The sequence below is a fragment of the Brachybacterium sp. EE-P12 genome (assembly GCF_003711805.1).
GTDB lineage: Bacteria > Actinomycetota > Actinomycetes > Actinomycetales > Dermabacteraceae > Brachybacterium.
Map to the genome: position 1 here is coordinate 566,728 of NZ_QXCP01000004.1, position 20,362 is coordinate 587,089.

The following is a 20,362-nucleotide window of genomic DNA, read 5'->3' on the forward strand; positions in this document are numbered from 1 at the left end:
GCTCGGGACGCGCCGGCGTGACGGGCGGCGGCGCCTGCCGCCGCCCGTCGGCTCAGCCCTTGTTCCGCGGCTGCTTGACCGGCGGCTCGCCGAGCACGGCGTCGCGGGTGCGGATCTCCTCGCCCTCCCCTGCGACCAGCTCGAGCGCCTCGATCCGGCCCAGGGCCGTGAGGTCCGCGGCGGCGGCCTCGAGATGGGCGAGCGCCGACCCCGGCGCCTCGACGGTCACGGAGAGGACCGGGGTCTTCTGCGAGACCTTCGCGTCGGACTTCAGACGGCGCACCACGATCGCGGCCTGGGCGACGGAGTCCACCAGCGCGGCGTCCTGCCCCTGGGCGGCCTCGCGCAGCGGAGCGGCCTCCGGCCACGGCTGGGTGTGCACGGAGCCGTCGCGCCACCACGACCACACCTCCTCCGTCGCGAACACGACCACGGGCGCGAACAGGCGCAGCTGCACCTCGAGCGCGATCGCGAGCGCGGCCCGTGCGGAGGCGGCACCGGCCTCGCCGGCCGGGGAGTTGCCGTGGGCGCGCTCCTTGACCAGCTCGATGTAGTCGTCGCAGAACGCCCAGAAGAACGGCTCGACGACCTCGAGGCTGCGGGCGTAGTCCATCTCCTCGAACGCGGCCGTGGCCTGCTCGACCACGGTCGCGAGCTGGGCCAGCAGCGCACGGTCCAGCGGGTCGGTGACCACGGCCGGGTCCGCGGCGAGCCGGCCCGCCGGATCCGCCGGGGCCTCGCCGAAGCCGAGCGCGAACTTCGAGGCGTTGAGGATCTTGATCGCGAGGCGGCGACCGATCTTCATCTGCCCCTCGTCGAAGGCGGTGTCCACGCCCTGCCGGGCACGGCCCGCCCAGTAGCGCACGCCGTCGGAGCCGTGCTGATGCAGCAGGCCGATGGGGGTGACCACGTTGCCCTTGGACTTCGACATCTTCTTGCGATCCGGGTCCAGGATCCAGCCGTTGATCGACGCATGCTTCCACGGCAGCGCGTCCTGCTGCAGGTGGGAGCGCACGATCGTGGAGAACAGCCAGGTGCGGATGATGTCGTGGCCCTGCGGGCGCAGGTCCATCGGGTACACCTTCTCGAAGAGCCCCCCGGACTCCGCCCCCGAGTTCCAGCCGCCCGCGAGCTGCGGGGAGAGGGAGGAGGTGGCCCAGGTGTCGAGGATGTCGGGATCGGCGACGAATCCGCCCGGCTGGTTCCGCTGCGCTTCGGAGTACCCGGCGGGGACGTCGATCGTCGGATCGATCGGGAGGTCCTCGACCGCCGGGGTGAGCACCGTGTCGTAGTCGGTCTCGCCGTCCTCGCCCACGGCGTACCAGACCGGGAAGGGCACGCCGTAGAAGCGCTGACGGGAGATCAGCCAGTCACCGGCCAGCCCCTCGACCCAGTTGCGGTAGCGGGACTCCATGTAGGCGGGGTGCCAGGTCAGCTCCTGGCCGCGGGAGATCAGCTCGTCGCGCAGCCCGCCCTCGGAGGAGTCGCGCCCGCCGTTGGTGAGGTACCACTGGCGGGAGGTGACGAACTCGAGGGGCTTGTCGCCGTTCTCGTAGAACTTCACCGGGTGGGAGATCTTCGTCGGCTCGCCGACGAGGTCGCCGGACTCCTTGACCATCTCCACCACGCGCTTCTGCGCGCTGAACACGGTCAGGCCCACGAGCTCGGCGTAGGCGGCCTGCCCCTCGGGGGTGGTGATCCACGGCGCCTCGGGTAGGAAGCGGCCGTCGCGGCCGATCACGGAGCGGGTGGGCAGCTCGAGCTCCCGCCACCAGACCACATCGGTGGAGTCGCCGAAGGTGCAGATCATCGCGATGCCCGCGCCCTTGTCGGCCTGGGCGAGGGGGTGCGCCTTCACGGGCACCTCCACGCCGAACAGGGGCGAGGTGACGGTGGTGCCGAACAGGTCCTGGTAGCGCTCGTCGTCGGGGTGGGCGACCAGCGCCACGCACGCCGGGAGCAGCTCGGGGCGCGTGGTCTCGATGTAGACGGTGGACTCTGCGTTCTCGGCCGCATTCGTGCGGGTGAAGCCGATGCGGTGGTAGGCGCCGTCCCGCTCGCGGTCCTCCTGCTCGGCCTGTGCGACCGCGGTGCGATAGGTGACGTCCCACATGGTGGGGGCCTCGGACTGGTACGCCTGACCGGCTGCGAGGTTCTCCAGGAACGCCCGCTGCGAGGTCGCCCGGGAGCGCGCGTCGATCGTCTGGTAGCTGTGGTTCCAGTCGACCGACAGGCCGAGGGTGCGGAAGACCTCCTCGAAGGACTTCTCGTCCAGCGTGGTCAGCCGCTCGCACAGCTCGATGAAGTTCCGGCGCGAGATCGGCACCTGGTTCGCGGCCTTGGAGGACTTGTTCGAGCCGCCCTCCTGCGGGGGCGTGAAGTCCGGGTCGTAGGGGAGCGAGGGATCGCAGCGCACCCCGTAGTAGTTCTGGGCGCGGCGCTCGGTGGGCAGGCCGTTGTCGTCCCAGCCCAGCGGGTAGAAGCAGTTCTTGCCGCGCATGCGCTGGTAGCGCACGATCATGTCGGCCTGGGAGTAGCCGAACACGTGGCCGATGTGCAGCGAGCCGGAGGCCGTGGGCGGCGGGGTGTCGACGCTGAACACCTGGTCACGGGTGGTGTCCTCGTCGAAGGCATACAGCTGCTGCTCGCTCCATACGCCGTCCCACTTCTCCTCGAGGCCCTCGAGGGAGGGGCGATCGGGGATCGAGGTCTGGGCGTCAGGGCGCGATGCGGTGTCGGTCATGCGGGTCATTGTTCCAGGTCTGGCCCCCCGTGCAACGCAGGCGTCGGCAGTGTGAGCGCTCTCGCGCCGCGGCCTTCACGGCTCGCCGAGCCGACCGGCCGATGGCGTGGACGGGCCCATGGCAGCACGAGCTGGCATATCCACCACCTGGTGCCGCCATGAGCCCGTCGGCGACATGGCCGGCCCGCCGAGGCCCGGGAGTCCCTGAGGCTCGACCGGTTCCGGGGACCGGGACCCGCTCGCCGCTCACGGCACGCGCGCGGTCCACTCCTCGGTGCCGAACTTCGTCTCCACCAGCTCGCGCGCCTTGGCCAGCTCGTCCTCCGTGTAGGCCGAGTCGACCGTGTCGTAGCGGGCGCGGAAGTACTCCAGGAACCCGTCGATGATCTGCTCGCGGGCGAGACCGGTCTGGGAGCGCATCGGGTCCACGCGCTTGTCCGCGCTGCGGGTGCCCTTGTCGGAGAGCTTCTCCCGGCCGATGCGCAGCACCTCGCCCATCTTCTCGGCGTCGATGTCGTAGCTCATCGTCACGTGGTGCAGCAGCACCCCGCCGGCGAAGCGGCGCTGGGCGGCACCGCCGATCTTGCCCTGCTCGGAGGCGATGTCGTTCAGCGGCACGTAGTGCGCCTTCACCCCGATCTCCGCGAGCGCTCCCATCACCCAGTCGTCGAGATAGGCGTAGGCCTGCTCGAAGCTGAGCCCCTCCACCAGCGAGGTCGGCACCACGAGGGAGTAGGTGATGCAGTTGCCCTGCTCCATGAACATCGCGCCACCGCCGGTGATGCGGCGCACCACGCCGATGTCGTGCCGCGCCGCGCCCTCGGCGTCGATCTCGTTGCGCAGCGACTGGTAGGAGCCGATCACCACGAGCGAGGAGTCCCAGTCCCAGATGCGGAAGTGCGGTCGGCGCCTGCCGGCGATGACCTCTTTCGGGAGCACCTCGTCCAGCGCCACGTGCATCACGGGCGGCAGCACCACGGGGCCGATCACGTCGAAGGTGAGATCCTCCCAGCTGGAGGCGTGGCCGAGCGCCCGCCGCACCGCGATCGCGACGGCCTCCGCGTCGAAGCCGATCATCTGCACGGGCTCGGGCAGCGCTGCGAGCCGGTCCGCGATCGCGGCGCCGAGCTCGGCCGCGGTCGCCTCGATGGACATGCCCACCAGCGCCGTGTTCAGCTCCTCGAGCGCCTCGTCCGGTTCGAGGAAGAAGTCGCCGAAGACGTGCGCGGTGGCGATCCGGCCGTCCTGGGCGGTGACGTCGACGGCGACGAGCTTGCCGCCGCGGACCTTGTACTCGCCGTGCATGACCGGGTTCTCGCTGGGCTGCGTCATGCCTCCATCCTCGCGCATCCGGGACGTCTCCGGGGAGGTCGGGAAGGGCCGTGGGACGGAGCCTCTCGCCCCGCCCGGCCTCGTACCGCGGCCGGCCGGCCTCAGACGATCGTCAGCGAGCGCAGCGCCCGGTGGACCTCCCACACGAAGTCCGCGGTGGACTGGCTCTTGCGGGGCGCGATCGCATAGGTCTCGGCCGGGCGGTCCGGTGTCTCCTCCCGCGTCACCTTCGGGATGAGGTTGTGCCAGTCCCGGTCGCCGCCCACCCAGATCCGGTAGGTGGTCGCGCGGTCCTCCCCGCGGTGCAGCAGGCGCAGGCCCAGATGCGTGGCGGTCAGAGCTGGCTGGCGGCGGGAGGGCGCGGGGTCGAAGCCGCGGTCGCGCAGCAGCATCGGGTTCAGCACCGCCCACAGCAGCAGCCGTGCCCCTTCCACCTCGGGGGATGCGGCGGTGCCGATGAGCTCCTGCGGGGTCGGCGGGGTGCCGTGCTCGGCGCGCCAGGCGGTGCGCCGGGCGAGCTGGTCGAGCCGCTCCTGCGCAGCGGTGCGCTCCTCGTCGGTGCCCAGCAGCCCGATGCCGAGCGGGACGGGCTCCGCACCCCGGCGCAGGAAGCGCACGGGGCTGCCGTGCTCGACCTCCCCGAAGTCGAGCCCGGTGCGCTGCAGGCTCACGCCCGACTGCAGGTGGGCGGCGGTCTGCCCGCGGCGGGTGGAGAAGTGCGCGCTCGTGCCGAGCAGGGTGCGGGAGGCGTTCTGCATCACGTCGAGATGGGCCCGGAACTCGCGGGCGGTGCGTCCCTTGGTCAGCAGCTTGCGCGCGTCCACGGGGAACTGGGCGATCGGACGGCCGGAATGCTCGCCGATCTCCCCGATCGTGTCCCACAGCGGAGCGTGACCGGCGTCGGCCTTGACCATCCGGGCCCGCAGACGGCTCCAGCTGGTGGTGACCACGCCGTCGGGGAGCTCGCCGTCGAGCGCGCGATGGTCGGCCTTGCGGGAGATCGCGATGAGCAGATGGTGCGGGGAGCTGCCCAGGGCGTCGCGGAGCTTCGTGAGGCGGGCCGGCTGGAGCGCCCCGTCGGTGCTCAGCGCGATCCCGAGCCGGGCGCCGTCGTCGGCCGCGCCGGAGGAGGGCAGCATCTCCGCGATGAGGTCGGGGGCATGGGCGCGCAGACGCGGCGCGGCCATGATGGTGCCCGTGCTCAGCTCCGTCCTCGCGACCGTGCGCAGGAACGCGGCGCGGCTGCGGGGCGCCATCAGCACGAACTCGAGCATGTACCGGAGCATGATCTCGGCGCGGGTGCGGCCGTCGCCCCACTCCTCGACGCCGGAGGAGTGCCCCGAGCGCTCCACGGCATAGGTGAGCATCTGTCCGACGCTGGCGTAGGAACGGGCCATGGTCCTCTCCTCCTCGGGGCGGTGCGGGATGCCTGCGCGGGCGGGCCTCCGGGCGACCCCGCACATTCTGCCGCAGACAGTCGGGGACGCGCCCGGACGCCGCGCGACGACGCCCCGGCCCGGTGAGGGCTCAGATCCCGCCGCCCCGGGCATAGATCTGCCGCACCAGGTCCTCGATCGCGGGCTCGGTGAGGGAGAGGTCGCTGACCTCCGCCTGGGTGCCGATCGCGGTGAGCAGGGCCGGGACGGTCAGCTCCTGGCCGGAGAACGCGATCCGGTGCCGGATCCCGTCCGCCTCGACCGCGAGGGTGCGGGCCGCGGAGGGCAGCTCGAGGTGCTCGCGCGGTGCGGCGAGGTCCACGACGAGCTCGCGCGGCGCTCCGAGCCGGGCCCGGAAGGACTCCAGCGGCCCGTCGTAGGCGATGGTGCCGGTGTTGACCACGACGATCCGCTCGCACAGCCGCTCCACGTCGCCCATGTCGTGGGTGGTGAGGAACAGCGTGGTGCCCCGCTCGGCGCGGTCCTCGCGCAGGAAGCGGCGCAGCCCCTCCTTGGAGACCATGTCCAGCCCGATCGTCGGCTCGTCGAGGACCACGAGCGCGGGGGAGTGCAGCAGCGCGGCGGCGACCTCGCCGCGCATCCTCTGGCCCAGGGAGAGCTGCCGCACCGGACGATCGAGGAAACCGGAGAGGTCCAGCCCCTCGACCAGACGGTCCAGCCGCTCGCCCACCGCCCGGTCGGTCAGGCGGTGCATCGCCCCGAGGATCCGGTAGCTGTCCCGCAGCGGCAGGTCCCACCACAGCTGCGAGCGCTGGCCGAAGACCACGCCGATCTCGCGCGCGAGCCGCCGCCGCTCGGGCACGGGCTCCCGTCCCAGCACCCGCACGCTGCCCGCGCTCGGCTGGAGGATGCCGGTGAGCATCTTGATGGTGGTGGACTTCCCGGCGCCGTTGGCGCCCACGAAGCCGACGGCCTCGCCCCGTTCGATGCGCAGCGTGATCTCGTCGACGGCGCGCACCACCTGGCGTCGGCGCCGCCTCGAGCCCGGCGCGGCGGCGCGGACCGTGTAGTCCCGGCGCAGCCCGTCGAGCTCGACCGCCGGGACTTCGGACGGGATGTGCGGGGTGCTCTCGAGAGTCATCCACCTGCTCCTGTGTAGCGTCGGACCCCCGCGCGCCAGAGCATCAGCGCGATGCCCCAGGCGAGCAGCGCCGCGGGCAGCCCGAGCCAGCCGGCCCAGGTGGGGACCAGGGCGGGGCCGGGCAGGTCCAGCAGCGCGAGGGTGGGGGCGTAGGCGATGAGGGTCGCCGGGATCACGAAGGTGAAGAAGGCGCGCATCGGCAGCGCGAACACGGCACCGGGGGTGGTGGCGACGTAGTTGCCGCCGTAGGTGAAGGCGTTCGCGAACTCGCGCCCGTCCACCAGCCAGAACTGCAGCGCCCCGGCGAGGGTGAACAGCGCCCCGAACAGCAGTGCGCCGGCCAGCGGAGCCAGCCCCGCGAGCAGGAGCGTCGCAGGGGTGGGGGAGAAGCCGGCGATCCCGAGCGCGGTCGCGTACATCGCCAGCCCCACCCCGATCCGGCCGAGGCGTCGCAGCGAGAGGTCCAGGCTCGAGATCTGCAGCAGCAGCGGCACGGGCCGGATCAGCAGGGTCTCGAGCCGTCCGGAGCGGATCTGCGCGGAGAGCCCGTCGATCTCCCCGAAGAACATGTCCCCGATCCCGAAGGCGAGCGCCCCCAGCCCGTAGACCACCGCGACCTGGCTCAGAGTCATGCCGCCGAGGGTCTCGACCTGGGTGAGGATCACCCACAGCTCGAGGAACTCGGTCCCCACGATCAGCACCTGGCCGAGGAGATCGGCGAGGAAGCTGGTGCGGAAGGTCGCCTGCGAGCGGATCCGCGAGCCGTAGAGCATCGCGACCATCCGCGCGGTCGAGACGGGGCGGTCCTCGTCGCGCTGCTCAGCCACCCTGCACCTCCAGGCTCCGCGTGCCGGCCCGCAGCATCGCCCAGGCGGCCAGGCCCAGCAGCGCCACCCAGCCGGCCTGCACCGCCAGGAGACCTGCCGCCTCCTCCGGCGGCACCCGGCCCGAGAGCGTGTCGATCGGGGTCTGGATCATGGAGGGGAACGGCGTGGCCCGGGCGATCGCGAGCAGCCAGTCCGGGAACCAGACGATCGGGATGAGGAAGCCCGAGAGCAGGTTCATCGTCGCGGTGTAGACGACGGTCAGGCCCCGGGTCTCCACGAGCCAGAACGCGGCGAGGTTGACCATCATGTCTGCCAGGAACGCGACCGTGATCGCGAGCAGCAGCGAGAGCGCGCCGAGCAGGTAGGACAGGGGATCCTCCGGCAGCGCGAGCCCCGTCACCAGTGCGCCGACGACCAGCGGCGGCACCCCGCGGCCGAGCATCAGGAAGCCCGAGCGGCCCAGCTTCTGCGCGTAGTGGAGGCCGAGGAAGCCCGTCGGTCGCAGCAGGTCCACGGCGATGTCCCCCTGGTGCACACGCTGGGACACCTCCCGGGTGCCGAAGGCCTCGATCGGGGCCAGCAGCGCCTGCCCCAGCCACACATAGGTCGCCGCCTGCAGCATCGTGTACCCGCCGAGCTCCCCGCCCGCGGTCCCGATGGCCGCGAACATGATGGAGGCGCGGATGAACCCGAAGACGGTGTTGGTGAAGACGCCTGCGGCGGTCGCCATGCGATAGGTCGAGTACTGACGGAAGGCGGCAGCGGCGATCCGTCCGTGAGCAGGCACTCGCGCGAGCTTAGTGCGCTGTGCGACGCACCACAAGGGGCCTGCGGGCGGAGCCCGGACCTGGAGCTCCATCCGGTGCCCGGGAAGGCGCGGCAGGAGGCGTCGCGGCACCGCGCGTCCGCCGTCTACCCTGGCCCGGTCCCCGCCCCGCCCAGTGAACCGGACCGACATGACCTTCACGCCCGACGCCGACGTCGACCCCGCGGCGGAGCCCGCGCGCACCGCCGAGCCCGCCGCTGCACAGCCTGCCGAGCCCGCGCGCCGCCGCCGGCTCGGCCTCCTGCCCCGGATCCTCGTCGCGATCGTCCTGGCGACCGGGCTGGGACTGGTGATGCCCGAGTCGATCGCCCGCGTCTTCACCACCTTCAACGGGGTGTTCTCCGGCTTCCTCGGATTCCTGATCCCGCTGATCATCGTGGGTCTGGTGACCCCGGCGATCGCCGAGCTCGGTCGCGGCGCGGGCAGGATGCTCGCCGCGACCACCGGCATCGCCTATCTCTCCACCGTGCTGTGCGGGCTGTTCGCGCTCACGCTCTCGCTGCTGCTCCTGCCGCGGATGCTGGACGGGGCGAGCGTCGGCGCCCTCGAGAACCCCGAGGACTCCGCGATCGCGGCGTACTTCGACATCGAGATCCCGCCGGTCTTCGACGTGATGACGGCGCTCGTGCTCTCCTTCTGCCTCGGCATCGGGCTGACCCTCGTGCGCAGGGGCGCCCTCCAGGAGTCCTTCGAGCAGCTGCGCACGATCATCGTGCGCATCATCGAGGCGATCATCGTGCCGCTCCTTCCGCTGTACATCTTCGGCATGTTCCTGGGCCTGACCATGAACGGCCAGATCTGGACCGTCATCGGCACCTTCCTCGCCGTGATCGTGCTGGTCTTCGCGATGACCGTGGTGGTGCTCCTGGCCCAGTACGGCGTCGCCGGCATCGCGCTGGGGAGGAACCCGCTGCGCATGCTCGCCCGCATGCTGCCCGCCTACATGACGGCGCTGGGCACCAGCTCCTCGGCCGCGACCATCCCCGTGACCGTCGAGTGCACCAAGCGCAACGGCATCCCCGACGCGATCGCGGACTTCGTCGTCCCGCTGTGCGCCACGATCCACCTCTCGGGATCGACGCTGAAGATCACCACCTTCGCCGTCGCGATCATGATTGTCACCGGCATGGACCTGAACCTCGGCGCGCTGCTCGGCTTCGTGCTCATGCTGGGCGTGGTGATGATCGCGGCCCCCGGCGTGCCGGGCGGCGCGATCATGGCGGCCGCCGGCGTCCTCTCCTCGATGCTCGGCTTCGACGAGGCGGCCGTGGGCCTGATGATCGCCGCCTACATCGCGATCGACTCCTTCGGCACCGCCACCAACGTCACGGGCGACGGCGCCATCGCCGCGATCATGGCGCGGCTGTCGAAGGGGCGCGTCGAGGGGGATCTCGCGAGCGGGCAGCACGAGCAGGTGCACGGGGTCTGAGCCCTCGCGCCGCCGATGCCGCGGCGCACTGAGCCCTCCTCCCTCGACGTAGGCTCGAGGCCATGACCTCCGACTCCGCCGCCGCCCCGCTCACCGCCGTCGTCACCGGTGCCTCCTCCGGCATCGGCCGCGCGACCGCCGCCCGACTCGTCGCCGACGGCTGGCGCGTCCTCGCCGTCGCCCGCCGCGAGGAGCGCCTCGCCGAGCTCGCCGCCGAGACCGGCTGCGAGATCCTGCCCGTCGACGTCACCGACGACGACTCCGTCGCCGCGCTCGCCGCCCGCGCCGAGGAGCTCTTCGGCGGGACGCTCAACGCCGTGGTCCACGTCGCCGGCGGTGCGCTCGGCGTCGAGCCCGCCGCCGAGGCGGACCTCGAGAAGTGGCAGCGGATGTACGACATCAACGTGCTCGGCGCCGTGCGCGTCACTCGCGCGCTGCTGCCGGCCGTGCGCGCCAGCGGTCGCGGCGACCTGCTGTTCGTCACCTCCGTCGCCGGGCACGAGGCCTACCCCGGCGGGTCCGGCTACAACGCCGCGAAGGCCGGCGAGCACATGCTCGCAAGCGCCCTGCGGCTCGAGCTGAACGGCGAGAAGGTGCGGGTCGTCGAGATCGCCCCCGGGATGGTCCGCACCGAGGAGTTCTCCCTCGTGCGCCTCGGCGACCAGGAGCAGGCCGACGCCGTCTACGACGGGGTCGAGCAGCCGCTGACCGCCGAGGACTGCGCCGACGTCATCTCCTACGCCCTGAACGCCCCTCACCACGTGAACCTCGACCTGGTCACGGTGCGCCCCCTCGCTCAGGCGGCCGCCCACCGGGTCGCCCGCCACCAGGGCGTGTGATGGCCTACGGCGGCATGGGCGGCGGCCGCGGCGGCGGGGGAGGTGGACGCCTCCCGGACGACCTCCGCCTCGGCCCCGGCCAGCGCCCCGACGTGCGGCGGGTGCTGGGCCTGTTCCGCCCCTACCGCCTCACCCTCGCCGGGGTGCTCGCCCTGATCGTGCTCGGCGCCGCCGCCGGGGTGGTCTCCCCCTTCCTGATCCGGGAGATCGTCGACGTGGCCCTGCCCGACCAGCGCGCCGACGTGCTCGCCTGGTCCGTCGGCGGACTCATCGCGGTGACCGTCCTCGCCGGCGCCCTCGGCGTCGTCCAGTCGATGCTCTCGGCCCGCGTGGGCCAGTCGGTGATGCACGACCTGCGCGTGGCGGTCTTCTCCCACCTGCAGCGGATGGGGCTGGGCTTCTTCACCCGCACCCGCACCGGCGAGATCCAGTCCCGCATCTTCTCGGACATCGGGTCGATGCAGTCCGTGGTCACCTCGGTGATGACCCAGATCGTCTCCTCCGGCGCCGGGGTCGCGATGGCGCTGGCGGCGATGCTCGCCATGGACTGGCGGCTGACGCTCTTCTCCCTGATCGCCCTGCCCTTCGCGGTGTGGATGAACCGTCGCGTCGGCCGGCGCCGCCGCGAGATCGTCCGTGCCCGGCAGGAGAAGGCCGCGGACCTCTCCGCCGGGATCCAGGAATCGCTGTCCGTCTCCGGGATCCTGCTCGGGGTCACGATGGGCCGCACCGCCGCGCTCAGCCGCGCCTTCGCCGCCGACTCCCGCGAGCTCGCCGACCTCGAGGTGCGCTCCGAGATGGCCGGCCGCTGGCAGATGGCCGTGTTCACCACGATCATGGCGCTTTTCCCGGCGCTGACCTACCTCCTGGGCGGGCACCTGCTGTTCGCCGACCCCGCCGGGAGCGGCGTCACCATCGGCACCCTCGTCGCCTTCATCGCCCTGCAGTCCTCCCTGTTCCCCCAGATCAACGCTCTGCTGCGGGTCGCGACGCAGGTCAACAGCTCCCTCGCGCTGTTCATGCGGGTCTTCGAGTATCTCGACGCACCGATCCTCATCGCCGACGCCGAGGGCGCGATCGCCCTGGACCCGGCGCAGGTGCGCGGAGAGATCCGCTTCGAGGACGTGAGCTTCTCCTACCCGGGCGCGGAGGAGCCGGCGCTCGCCGACCTGGACCTCGTGGTCCCGGCCGGGAAGCACACCGCGCTGGTCGGGGCGACGGGCTCCGGCAAGACCTCCACCGGCTATCTCATGGCCAGGCTCTACGAGCCGAGCTCAGGGCGGGTCACCCTGGACGGCCACGACCTGCGCGAGATCACCATGGACTCCCTCGCCGCCAGCATCGGCGTGGTCACCCAGGAGACCTACCTGCTGCACGCGAGCATCGCCGAGAACCTGCGCTTCGCCCGCCCGGACGCGAGCGATGCGGAGCTCGTCGCCGCCTGCCGCATCGCCCAGATCCACGACCACGTCGAGTCCCTGCCCGAGGGCTACGCGACGATCGTGGGGGAGCGGGGCTATCGCTTCTCCGGCGGGGAGAAGCAGCGCCTGGCGCTGGCCCGCACGATCCTGCGCGACCCGCCGGTGCTGCTGCTGGACGAGGCGACCTCGGCCCTCGACGTCGCGACCGAGCGGGCGATGTCCGGGGCGCTGGCCGCCGTCGCCCGCGGCCGCACCACCGTCTCGATCGCCCACCGGCTCTCCACGATCCGCCACGCCGACCAGATCGTCGTGATGGAGCGCGGCCGGATCGTCGAGCGCGGCACCTACGAGGAGCTGCTGGGCAGGGGCGGGGCCTTCGCCCGTCTCGCCGCCCGGGGTGCGGAGGACCCCGTGCCCTGAACCGGTCCGGCTACGACGAAAGGATGAGCCCCGCTCCTCCCGCCGCGGGATGCGGCGCCGCGCCGCCGCCGGAAGGATCGTGGTCATGCCCCAGCACCCGGGTGGCCGACGGGACCCGTCCCGGAGGGCTCACCGCCCGGATGACCGCACGACGATCGACGAGGACACCATGAGCATGCACCCGCAGACGCTCGACCCGCGCGAGAGGACCTGCGAGGCGCGTGCCGGACGCCCGGCCATGGGACGCCCGGTGCTGTTCACCGTCATGCTCACCCTGGCCGCACTCGTCGTGCTGGCCCTGCTCGTGGTGGGACCGGCCCTCCAGACGGGACTCGCTGTCGCCGTGGCGGGAGCCGCCGCAGGGCTCGTGGTCCTCGCCTGGGTGCTTGCCGGGCCGCGGCTCTAGCCGCGCGGGACCGGCCTCAGACGTCGATCTCGATCTCGCCCTCGCCGCGGGAGACGCAGGTGATCATCTGGTCGGCCTGCTCGTCGTCCATGAGGAACTCGTCCATGTGCTCGACCTGGCCGGAGACCAGCGGCACCACGCAGGTGCCGCACACGCCGCCCTCGCAGGAGTAGTCCATCGGGACGCCCGCATCGAGCAGAGCCTGGAGGAGGGACTGCCCCTCCGCGACCTCGACCGTGATCCCCGACTTCAGGCACTTCGCGGTGAAGGGCTCTCCCGACAGCGACATCCTCGCTCCTTCTGCATCATCCGCCCCGCACGGCGGGCGGTTCCGTCGAAGGACCAGTCTTCCACGACTGCGCAGAGGGTCGGAGGTGAGTCACGACTCGTCGAGGGACGCCCCGGGCGCCGCAGCACCGTCGGCCGCATCCTCCTCGTCCTGCGACCGGACGGTCGCTGTCGCGCCGGCGGCCGCGGCGGGGGCGGAGACCACGACCCGGGCGGGCGGGGAGGAGGTCGCCGTGGTGGCCGAGGGGCTCAGCGCGAGCGCCGACGGACCGAAGCTCAGCACCAGCAGCGCCGCCGCCGAGAGCGTCGTCGCACCCAGACGTGACCGTCGCGGAGGGGTGTCGTCATCCATGTCGTCTCCTTCGTCCGCGGCCCTGCGAGAGCCGGCGGAGCCATCAGAACCCGCGCACCTGGCAATCCGCTGGAGATCCCGCACTCATCCGCTGGGACCGGCGGGGCGGGGCCGGACATCGGCGCAGTGCGGCGTGCGGCTCCGGGATGTTCCCCGTGTCTCTTCCGCACCGCCCGTCGTGACCAGGCACCCGGCCCCGCGTACACTGCACCGCATCGGCATCGACCCGGCCATCACCGGAGAGCCGCGGGAAGAACCGCCCACCGCCCCTCGAGGGCGGGGGGCACAGTAGAACCCGCCGGGACCAGCCCGTCACAGCTGAGGAACGAGGGGAGGCCTCGCATCGGTCCGAGACCGGTGCGCGAGGCGTCAACCGAGGTGGTACCGCGCCACCGGCCCCGCGCCGGCGACGTCCTCGGACAGCATCGTCGCAGTCCGCATCCGCCCACCCTGTTCCGCCTCGGAGGTTGTCCCATGGTCTACCCGGTCTCCGGAGACCCCCTCGTCCCCTCGCCGCACCTGCCCGCGCTCGAGAACGCGATCCAGGAGTTCTGGCGCACCGACGACACCTTCCGCGCCTCGATCGCCCGTCGCGAGGGCGCGGAGGAGTTCGTCTTCTACGACGGCCCTCCCTTCGCCAACGGCCTGCCCCACTACGGCCACCTCCTGACCGGCTTCGTCAAGGACGTCGTGCCGCGTTTCCGCACGATGGACGGGCTGAAGGTCGACCGCCGCTTCGGCTGGGACACCCACGGCCTCCCGGCCGAGCTCGAGGCGATGCGGGAGCTCGGCATGACCGAGAAGTCCGAGATCGAGGAGATGGGCCTGCAGGCCTTCAACAACGCCGCCCGCGCCTCGGTGCTGAAGTACACCAAGGAGTGGGAGGAGTACGTCACGCGCCAGGCGCGCTGGGTCGACTTCGAGAACGACTACAAGACCCTCGACGTCACCTTCATGGAGTCGGTGCTGTGGGCGTTCAAGACCCTGCACGACAAGGGCCGGGCCTATGAGGGCTACTACGTGCTGCCCTACTGCTGGAAGGACCAGACGCCGCTGTCCGCGCACGAGCTGCGCATGGACGACGACGTCTACCAGGACCGCCAGGACCAGACCGTCACCGTCACCTTCCCCTTCACCGGCGAGAAGGCCGAGCAGATCGGCCTCGCGGGCGTGAAGGCCCTCGCCTGGACGACCACCCCCTGGACCCTCCCCACGAACTTCTCCCTCGCCGTCGGCCCCGAGCTGCGCTACGCCGTGCTGCCGGCCGGACCGCTCGGCGCCGCGGACGGCACCGCCGCCGGGCAGGGCCGCTACCTGCTGGCCGAGGCGCTCGTCGGCGCGCACGTGAAGGAGCTCGGCTACGACAGCGCCGAGGACGCCGCCGCCGCGATCGAGGAGCGCACCTACGCGGGCGCCGAGCTCGAGCACGTCGCCTACCAGCCGCTGTGGACGGTCTACTCCGAGGACCGTGAGAAGTGGGGCACCCAGAACGCCTGGATCGTCACCGTCGCCGACTACGTCTCCACCGACGACGGCACCGGCGTGGTCCACCAGGCCACCGCCTACGGCGAGGTCGACCAGCAGGTCAACGCCGCCTACGGCATCCCTGTCATCGTCTCGGTCGACGAGGGCGCGCAGTTCCACGAGTACTTCCGCGGCACCCAGCTCGACGAGATCGCCGGGGTGCAGGTGTTCGAGGCGAACCGGCCGATCATCCGCAGCCTCCAGCGCGAGGGGCGCCTGCTGCGCGAATCCAGCTACGTGCACTCCTACCCGCACTGCTGGCGCTGCCGGAACCCGCTGATCTACAAGGCCGTCTCCTCCTGGTACGTGAAGGTCGCCGACCAGCGCGAGCGCATGCTCGAGCTGAACGAGCAGATCGACTGGGTGCCCGGCAACGTCAAGCACGGCCAGTTCGGGCGCTGGCTCGAGGGCGCCCGCGACTGGGCTGTCTCCCGCAACCGCTACTGGGGCACCCCGATCCCGGTGTGGAAGAGCGACGACCCCGACCATCCGCGCGTCGAGGTCTACGGCTCCCTCGCCGAGCTCGAGGAGGCCTTCGGCACCCTCCCGCGCGACGAGCACGGCGAGGTGAACCTGCATCGCCCCTACATCGACGAGCTCACCCGCCCGAACCCGGACGACCCCACGGGCCGCTCCACCATGCGCCGCGTCACCGACGTGTTCGACGTCTGGTTCGACTCGGGCTCGATGCCGTTCGCGCAGGTGCACTACCCCTTCGAGAACCGCGACTGGTTCGAGGGCCACAACCCCGCGGACTTCATCGTGGAGTACATCGGCCAGACCCGCGGCTGGTTCTACGTCATGCACGTGCTCTCGACCGCGCTGTTCGACCGTCCCGCCTTCACCTCCGTGATCTGCCACGGGATCGTCCTGGGCGAGGACGGGCAGAAGATGAGCAAGTCGCTGCGCAACTACCCCGACGTGCGGGAGATGTTCGACAGGTACGGGGCCGACGCGATGCGCTGGTTCCTGATGTCCTCCCCGATCCTGCGCGGCGGCAACCTCGTCGTGGACGAGCCGAAGATCCGCGACGCCACGCGCCACGTGGTGCTGCCGCTGTGGAACGTCTGGTACTTCCTGGCGCTGTACGCGAACGCGGCGGGGGAGAAGGATGCGGACGGCAGGCCGACGGGCCACCGCGGCGCGGCCCGGTACGAGTCCACCGATGTGATGGACCGCTACCTGCTCTCCCGCACCGGTGACCTGGTCCGCGGCGTGCGCGCCTCCCTGCGCGAGCTCGCGATCGCCGACGCGGCGGAACAGATCCAGGACCACCTCGACATGCTCACCAACTGGTACGTGCGCCGCTCCCGCGACCGCTTCTGGGAGGGCGACGAGCAGGCGATCGACGTGCTCGCCACCAGCCTGGAGACCCTCTGCCAGGTCGTCGCGCCGCTGCTGCCGATGGTCGCCGAGGAGATCTGGAAGGAGCTCACCGGCGGGCGCTCCGTGCACCTGACCGACTGGCCCGACGACTCCCTGTTCCCCCGGGACGAGGCGCTCGTGGCGCAGATGGACGACGTGCGCGCCATCGCCAGCGCCGGCAACGCGCTGCGCAAGAAGGAGGGTCTGCGCGCCCGCCTGCCGCTGGCCGAGCTGACCGTGGTCCACCACGACCCCGCCTCGCTCGAGCCGTTCTCCGCGATCATCGCCGACGAGCTCAATGTCAAGGCGGTGCGGCTGCTGGACGTGACCAGCCAGGAGGCGCAGGGGATGGGCGTCGAGCAGAAGCTCACCGTCAACGCCCGCGCCGCCGGGCCCCGGCTCGGCAAGCAGATGCAGGGCGCGATCAAGGGCTCCAAGACCGGGGACTGGACCGTGGCGGAGGACGGCACCGTCACCTCCGGCGGGATCGTGCTGGAGGAGGGCGAGTACTCCCTCGACCTCGTCGCCGGCGAGAGTGCCGCGCTCGAGGGCCGGGCCGTCGGCGTGCTGCGCGGCGGCGACTTCCTCGCCCTCGACATCCGGGTCACCCCCGAGCTCGAGGCGGAGGGTGCCGCCCGCGACGTGGTCCGCGCGATCCAGTCCGCGCGCCGCGAGGCGGGACTGGACATCTCCGACCGGATCCGGCTGACCGTCGACGGCGACGAGAGCGTCGTCGCCTCGGTCGCCGCGCACCGCGAGCTGGTCGCCGGCGAGGTGCTCGCCGTCGGGCTCGACGTCCCCGCCGCGCCCGCCGACGGGGCGCACGAGGCGAGCGAGAAGGTCTCCGGCGGGACCGTGCGGGTCTCGGTCCGCCGGGCCTGAGGCACCGCCGTGCCGGCCCCACCGCTGCGCCGCCCCGGCCAGGGCGCCACAGCGGTGGGGCCTCGCCTGTCCGGGACCCGCCCGTCCTCGCGCGCCGGTCGACGGTTCTGCCCGTCGCGCTGTCCACAGGGCTGCGGGGCGACGCCCCCTGCAGTCCTGTACGTGGCATGCTCGGGTGCGAGTCGAGGGACGAGGGGATGAGCATGGTGAGCAGACGGGCTGCGCTGGGCGGGGTGGTCGCGGCGGCGGCGATGGTGCTGAGCGGCTGTGGACGGCTGCTGCGGGGGAAGGACGTCTCGGCGGAGGCGCAGGAGGCCGCTGCGGCGGTGGACGGGGTCGCCTCGGTCGAGCTCGAGCAGAAGGCGGGGGCGACCTTCGAGCGGCTGCTCAGCGGGACCGTCTCCTTGGAGGCGGAGGACCGGGACGCGGGGATCGACGTGTATGACGAGGCGATGCGCGCGATCATCACCGTGGTCCATGACCGCATCGGCGGCGACGAGGCCCGGACTCTCAGAGTCGGCTGGATCCTCGGGGTGCTCGCCGACGGGACCGAGCTCGACGTCTTCGTGCTCGATCCGGAGACGAAGGGCGAGGACCCGCGCCGCGATCAGGTCACCGCCGGATCCCTCTACTCCCGCTACGGGTTGAGCTGACCGGGGAGCGTGCACATACGTCGGTCACCTGCGTGCCGGACGAACCGTCCGCAGCGGAGCGCAGCCTCCGCGCCTCGAGCGGATCACCGCCGAGTCCTTCTCCGCGAAGCACGGCCTGGGGCGGACCGCATCCGGGATCCGCGGTCCGGGTCACGGATCGCCGCGGCCCACCGTCACCACATGGGACTCGGCGATGTAGGTGCCCTCCCCGAGATACCTGCCCGTCAGATCGTCCTGGAGCGCGGACAGCGTCGGTTCGGTGTCCGTCGCCCGTCCCACCGATCCCGCGTAGCCGCCGTCGGGGTCGCGTTCGGGGCCCACGGAGTCATGGTTCGCCTCGAGCACCGGCACCGGGTTCCAGCCGGTCACGGGATAGGGATCGAGCGTCACCTCGTGACGATTCGGAGCAGAGAGAGTGCCGCCGTCGACCTGCCGACCCTGCAGGTCGGTCGCGGGGATGAGATCGCCGCCGAACCCGCTCGGGCCGAGAGACGCCTCGTGGTTCACGGTGACGGACTCGGTCGAGGCCTGCGCCGGCACGACGGTCTGCACCGGTGAGCCCGCGGAGAAGGTGTGCGTCACGTTGTAGCTGCCGGCCGCGCCCGAGGCGCTGTTGAAGGAGGGGTCGGCGGCGAGGTGGTTCGCGATGATGCCGCCCTGCGAATGGCCGACGATCATCACGTCCGCCCCCGGAGGCACCCCGGCCGCTTCCATCGCGGCGCGGACGTCGTCCATCGCAGCCGGATGCTGGCCGGCGACCAGGCGCAGGTTCGATCCCCAGTCGCGGGAGCCGCCCTGCTCGCCGTAGGCGCCGGGCACGTCGGTGATGCCCGCTCCCTCGGTGGGCGGGACCTGGACGATGTACGACGGCTCGGAACCCTGCGTGCTGCGGACCTGCTGGATGCCGATCTGGCCGTTTCCCAGCGGACCGCCGGGGTTGTCCATGCGCAGCGCATCGTTGCCGACCACGAGGTCCTGGAGGGTCTGCGGGCTCCGCGCTGGGGTGTCGTCCGTGGTCACGGACTCGACGATCCCGCCCGGACGGTCATCGAGCAGCGCCGTGTCTCTCCCCGTCGCGGCCTCGTACAGGCCGACGCCCGCGGAGCCGACGGCGAGCAGTCCGGCGGCGCCGACCTCGGCGATCGTCGGGACCCGCTCACCGGTGGCCCAGTCCTCGAGGATCCCGCCGAAGTGGTCCGCGTCCCGCTGGAACTGAGCGATCCCGTCGATGTCCACCCCGAACTCACCGAGGCCGCGCTCGAGCAGATCGATCCCGGTGTCGAAGCCCCAGCCGATCCCCTCGGAGATGCCCTCGGCGAGGCCGGAGAAGGCCTGCTCCACGGGCTTCTCGAGCCAGTCCGGCATCCAGGGGTTGTCCTCGTGGAGGTACCCGCGGCCGGGCACGGGCCCGTCGCCTGCGTCCGAGACGCCGCCGGGGCCGCTCGCATCGCCGCCGTCGCCGTCCGAGGCCGCATCCTGCTGCTCGGCCTCCGCGAGACCTGTCGTCCCCAGTGCGAGCAGGTCCGTGCGCAGCGCCATGAGCCGACCCGTCGCCAGGGTCGTCCACCGCGTCCGGAACTCGTCCGCATCGGCTCCGGTCCAGGTGGCGGAGTGCACCGCGGCTCCGAGCCGTGCGGTGAGCCCCTCGACCTCGCCGGAGGCCGTGCGGAGCCGTTCGGCGTGCTCGCGCAGCTGCGCCGTGTCCATCCCCCAGAAGGTGTTCATCGCGCACCTCCTGCGACGGTCGCGCCGGCGGCGAACCGCAGGGCCTGCTCGAGGATCGGCAGCACCGTGCCGAGCACGTCGCCGCCGTCCACCGGATGCACCGCGAGCTCCGGTCCGTCCGGCTGATCCAGCCGGTACAGGCCCTTCCTCCCGCTCGCCCACAGCCTCGACCAGCTCACCGGCCGCTCGATCTGGCGCCCCTGCGGATCATGGAGGGTCAGTGCGAGGGAGATCCTCGGCCCGGTCGCCGTCAGCGCGTCCCGCAGCGAGTCGTCCAGACCCGGGACGGCGGCGAAGGCCTGTTCCGGGGTGAGCCCGCGGGCGAGCCCCTCACGGGCGGCGGCCGCCTGCTGCGGGCTCAGGCTCAGGGCGTCGCTGCTGCGCCGCACGTCCAGCCGGGCGGGGGAGAGGTCGACCCCGGCCCGCTCGAGCAGGTCCGTGATGAGCGCGGGCAGCTCCTGCGCGGCGGACTCGGACCACTGCGAGGGCTGGTCGCCCTCGGACCTCTCGAGGGTGGAGGTGGCCGGGTCCACCCCGATGCGCAGCCGGTGCGTCGACCCACCCGTCGTCACCGCGACCGTCAGCAGGGCCGGGGCGGTGAGCTGCCGGCGCATCAGCTCGACCGTCTCCTCCGCGGGGGCTTCGCCGGGCGCCGGCGCCGGGGCGTCCACCAGCGCCCGGTACACGGGATTCCACCGGGCGGGCGGCACCGAGGCGCCGCCCGCCCAGTGCGCCGCCTGGTCGATGGTCGCGGTCACCTGGGACATCGCCCCTCCTCGTCATGAGGCGACC

16 protein-coding genes are annotated in these 20,362 nt (G+C 72.2%); 6 read left to right on the forward strand and 10 right to left on the reverse strand.

Translation table 11 applies throughout. From position 1 onward, the window contains the following. Positions 1-52: 52 nt before the first annotated feature. The 6 genes from valS to D1648_RS05725 all read right to left on the reverse strand — a co-directional run bounded on the left by valS (position 53) and on the right by D1648_RS05725 (position 8,227). Positions 53-2,743, reverse strand: a complete 2,691-nt coding sequence (valS, locus tag D1648_RS05700; protein ID WP_122939822.1) for a valine--tRNA ligase — start codon at positions 2,741-2,743, stop codon at positions 53-55. 246 nt (positions 2,744-2,989) lie between these two features. Then, a complete protein-coding gene (locus D1648_RS05705) occupies positions 2,990-4,048 on the reverse strand; it encodes a biotin/lipoate A/B protein ligase family protein (protein WP_164518628.1) in 1,059 nt (352 codons plus the stop codon). 128 nt (positions 4,049-4,176) lie between these two features. After that, positions 4,177-5,472, reverse strand: a complete 1,296-nt coding sequence (locus tag D1648_RS05710; RefSeq protein ID WP_122939824.1) for a hypothetical protein — start codon at positions 5,470-5,472, stop codon at positions 4,177-4,179. A 130-nt stretch (positions 5,473-5,602) separates the two neighbouring features. Continuing rightward, complete coding sequence (locus D1648_RS05715; protein WP_122939825.1) at positions 5,603-6,613, reverse strand: ATP-binding cassette domain-containing protein; 1,011 nt, start codon at positions 6,611-6,613, stop codon at positions 5,603-5,605. Next, a complete protein-coding gene (locus D1648_RS05720; protein WP_241155366.1) occupies positions 6,610-7,440 on the reverse strand; it encodes an ABC transporter permease in 831 nt (276 codons plus the stop codon). The genes D1648_RS05715 and D1648_RS05720 overlap by 4 nt, the downstream gene beginning before the upstream one ends. Next, the gene (locus D1648_RS05725; protein WP_164518593.1) at positions 7,433-8,227 is read right to left on the reverse strand and encodes an ABC-2 family transporter protein; all 795 of its coding nucleotides are present in this window, start codon (positions 8,225-8,227) and stop codon (positions 7,433-7,435) included. Before D1648_RS05725 ends, D1648_RS05720 begins: the two co-directional genes overlap by 8 nt. Before the next feature lie 169 nt (positions 8,228-8,396). Here D1648_RS05725 and D1648_RS05730 point away from each other — a divergent pair, with 169 nt between their 5' ends. The 4 genes from D1648_RS05730 (at position 8,397) to D1648_RS05745 (ending at position 12,781) form a co-directional block, all read left to right on the forward strand. Further along, positions 8,397-9,695 carry a dicarboxylate/amino acid:cation symporter gene (locus D1648_RS05730; protein WP_122939827.1) on the forward strand — a complete coding sequence of 433 codons (1,299 nt, stop codon included), beginning with the start codon at positions 8,397-8,399 and terminating at the stop codon, positions 9,693-9,695. A gap of 62 nt (positions 9,696-9,757) precedes the next feature. After that, the gene (locus D1648_RS05735) at positions 9,758-10,534 is read left to right on the forward strand and encodes an SDR family oxidoreductase (protein WP_122939828.1); all 777 of its coding nucleotides are present in this window, start codon (positions 9,758-9,760) and stop codon (positions 10,532-10,534) included. After that, the gene (locus tag D1648_RS05740; protein ID WP_122939829.1) at positions 10,534-12,375 is read left to right on the forward strand and encodes an ABC transporter ATP-binding protein; all 1,842 of its coding nucleotides are present in this window, start codon (positions 10,534-10,536) and stop codon (positions 12,373-12,375) included. The genes D1648_RS05735 and D1648_RS05740 overlap by 1 nt, the downstream gene beginning before the upstream one ends. Before the next feature lie 169 nt (positions 12,376-12,544). After that, on the forward strand, positions 12,545-12,781 hold the full coding sequence (locus D1648_RS05745) for a hypothetical protein (RefSeq protein ID WP_241155367.1): 237 nt from the start codon (positions 12,545-12,547) through the stop codon (positions 12,779-12,781). A gap of 16 nt (positions 12,782-12,797) precedes the next feature. On the opposite strand, the gene D1648_RS05750 is transcribed toward D1648_RS05745, so the two are convergent. Continuing rightward, a complete protein-coding gene (locus D1648_RS05750) occupies positions 12,798-13,070 on the reverse strand; it encodes a 2Fe-2S iron-sulfur cluster binding domain-containing protein (protein ID WP_122939830.1) in 273 nt (90 codons plus the stop codon). Between the two features lie 90 nt (positions 13,071-13,160). Then, the gene (locus D1648_RS05755; RefSeq protein ID WP_122939831.1) at positions 13,161-13,421 is read right to left on the reverse strand and encodes a hypothetical protein; all 261 of its coding nucleotides are present in this window, start codon (positions 13,419-13,421) and stop codon (positions 13,161-13,163) included. 474 nt (positions 13,422-13,895) lie between these two features. Between D1648_RS05755 and ileS the strand changes: the two genes are divergently transcribed. Then, the gene (gene ileS, locus D1648_RS05760; RefSeq protein WP_122939832.1) at positions 13,896-17,192 is read left to right on the forward strand and encodes an isoleucine--tRNA ligase; all 3,297 of its coding nucleotides are present in this window, start codon (positions 13,896-13,898) and stop codon (positions 17,190-17,192) included. A 203-nt stretch (positions 17,193-17,395) separates the two neighbouring features. Beyond that, the gene (locus D1648_RS05765; protein ID WP_164518594.1) at positions 17,396-17,845 is read left to right on the forward strand and encodes a hypothetical protein; all 450 of its coding nucleotides are present in this window, start codon (positions 17,396-17,398) and stop codon (positions 17,843-17,845) included. 150 nt (positions 17,846-17,995) lie between these two features. Here D1648_RS05765 and D1648_RS05770 read toward each other — a convergent pair whose 3' ends face one another. Beyond that, on the reverse strand, positions 17,996-19,570 hold the full coding sequence (locus D1648_RS05770; protein ID WP_122939834.1) for a WXG100 family type VII secretion target: 1,575 nt from the start codon (positions 19,568-19,570) through the stop codon (positions 17,996-17,998). Next, positions 19,567-20,337, reverse strand: coding sequence for a hypothetical protein (locus tag D1648_RS05775; protein WP_122939835.1), 771 nt, complete (start codon positions 20,335-20,337; stop codon positions 19,567-19,569). The genes D1648_RS05770 and D1648_RS05775 overlap by 4 nt, the downstream gene beginning before the upstream one ends. Positions 20,338-20,362: the final 25 nt, after the last annotated feature.

What these genes read in the sequence shown, in the direction of transcription:
- valS (WP_122939822.1), bottom strand. Translation starts at nt 2,743, where the DNA reads ATGACCGACACCGCATCGCGCCCTGACGCCCAGACCTCGATCCCCGAT.
- D1648_RS05705 (WP_164518628.1), bottom strand. Translation starts at nt 4,048, where the DNA reads ATGCACGGCGAGTACAAGGTCCGCGGCGGCAAGCTCGTCGCCGTCGAC.
- D1648_RS05710 (WP_122939824.1), bottom strand. Translation starts at nt 5,472, where the DNA reads ATGGCCCGTTCCTACGCCAGCGTCGGACAGATGCTCACCTATGCCGTG.
- D1648_RS05715 (WP_122939825.1), bottom strand. Translation starts at nt 6,613, where the DNA reads ATGACTCTCGAGAGCACCCCGCACATCCCGTCCGAAGTCCCGGCGGTC.
- D1648_RS05730 (WP_122939827.1), top strand. Translation starts at nt 8,397, where the DNA reads ATGACCTTCACGCCCGACGCCGACGTCGACCCCGCGGCGGAGCCCGCG.
- D1648_RS05735 (WP_122939828.1), top strand. Translation starts at nt 9,758, where the DNA reads ATGACCTCCGACTCCGCCGCCGCCCCGCTCACCGCCGTCGTCACCGGT.
- D1648_RS05740 (WP_122939829.1), top strand. Translation starts at nt 10,534, where the DNA reads ATGGCCTACGGCGGCATGGGCGGCGGCCGCGGCGGCGGGGGAGGTGGA.
- D1648_RS05745 (WP_241155367.1), top strand. Translation starts at nt 12,545, where the DNA reads ATGAGCATGCACCCGCAGACGCTCGACCCGCGCGAGAGGACCTGCGAG.
- D1648_RS05750 (WP_122939830.1), bottom strand. Translation starts at nt 13,070, where the DNA reads ATGTCGCTGTCGGGAGAGCCCTTCACCGCGAAGTGCCTGAAGTCGGGG.
- D1648_RS05755 (WP_122939831.1), bottom strand. Translation starts at nt 13,421, where the DNA reads ATGGATGACGACACCCCTCCGCGACGGTCACGTCTGGGTGCGACGACG.
- ileS (WP_122939832.1), top strand. Translation starts at nt 13,896, where the DNA reads ATGGTCTACCCGGTCTCCGGAGACCCCCTCGTCCCCTCGCCGCACCTG.
- D1648_RS05765 (WP_164518594.1), top strand. Translation starts at nt 17,396, where the DNA reads ATGGTGAGCAGACGGGCTGCGCTGGGCGGGGTGGTCGCGGCGGCGGCG.
- D1648_RS05770 (WP_122939834.1), bottom strand. Translation starts at nt 19,570, where the DNA reads ATGAACACCTTCTGGGGGATGGACACGGCGCAGCTGCGCGAGCACGCC.
- D1648_RS05775 (WP_122939835.1), bottom strand. Translation starts at nt 20,337, where the DNA reads ATGTCCCAGGTGACCGCGACCATCGACCAGGCGGCGCACTGGGCGGGC.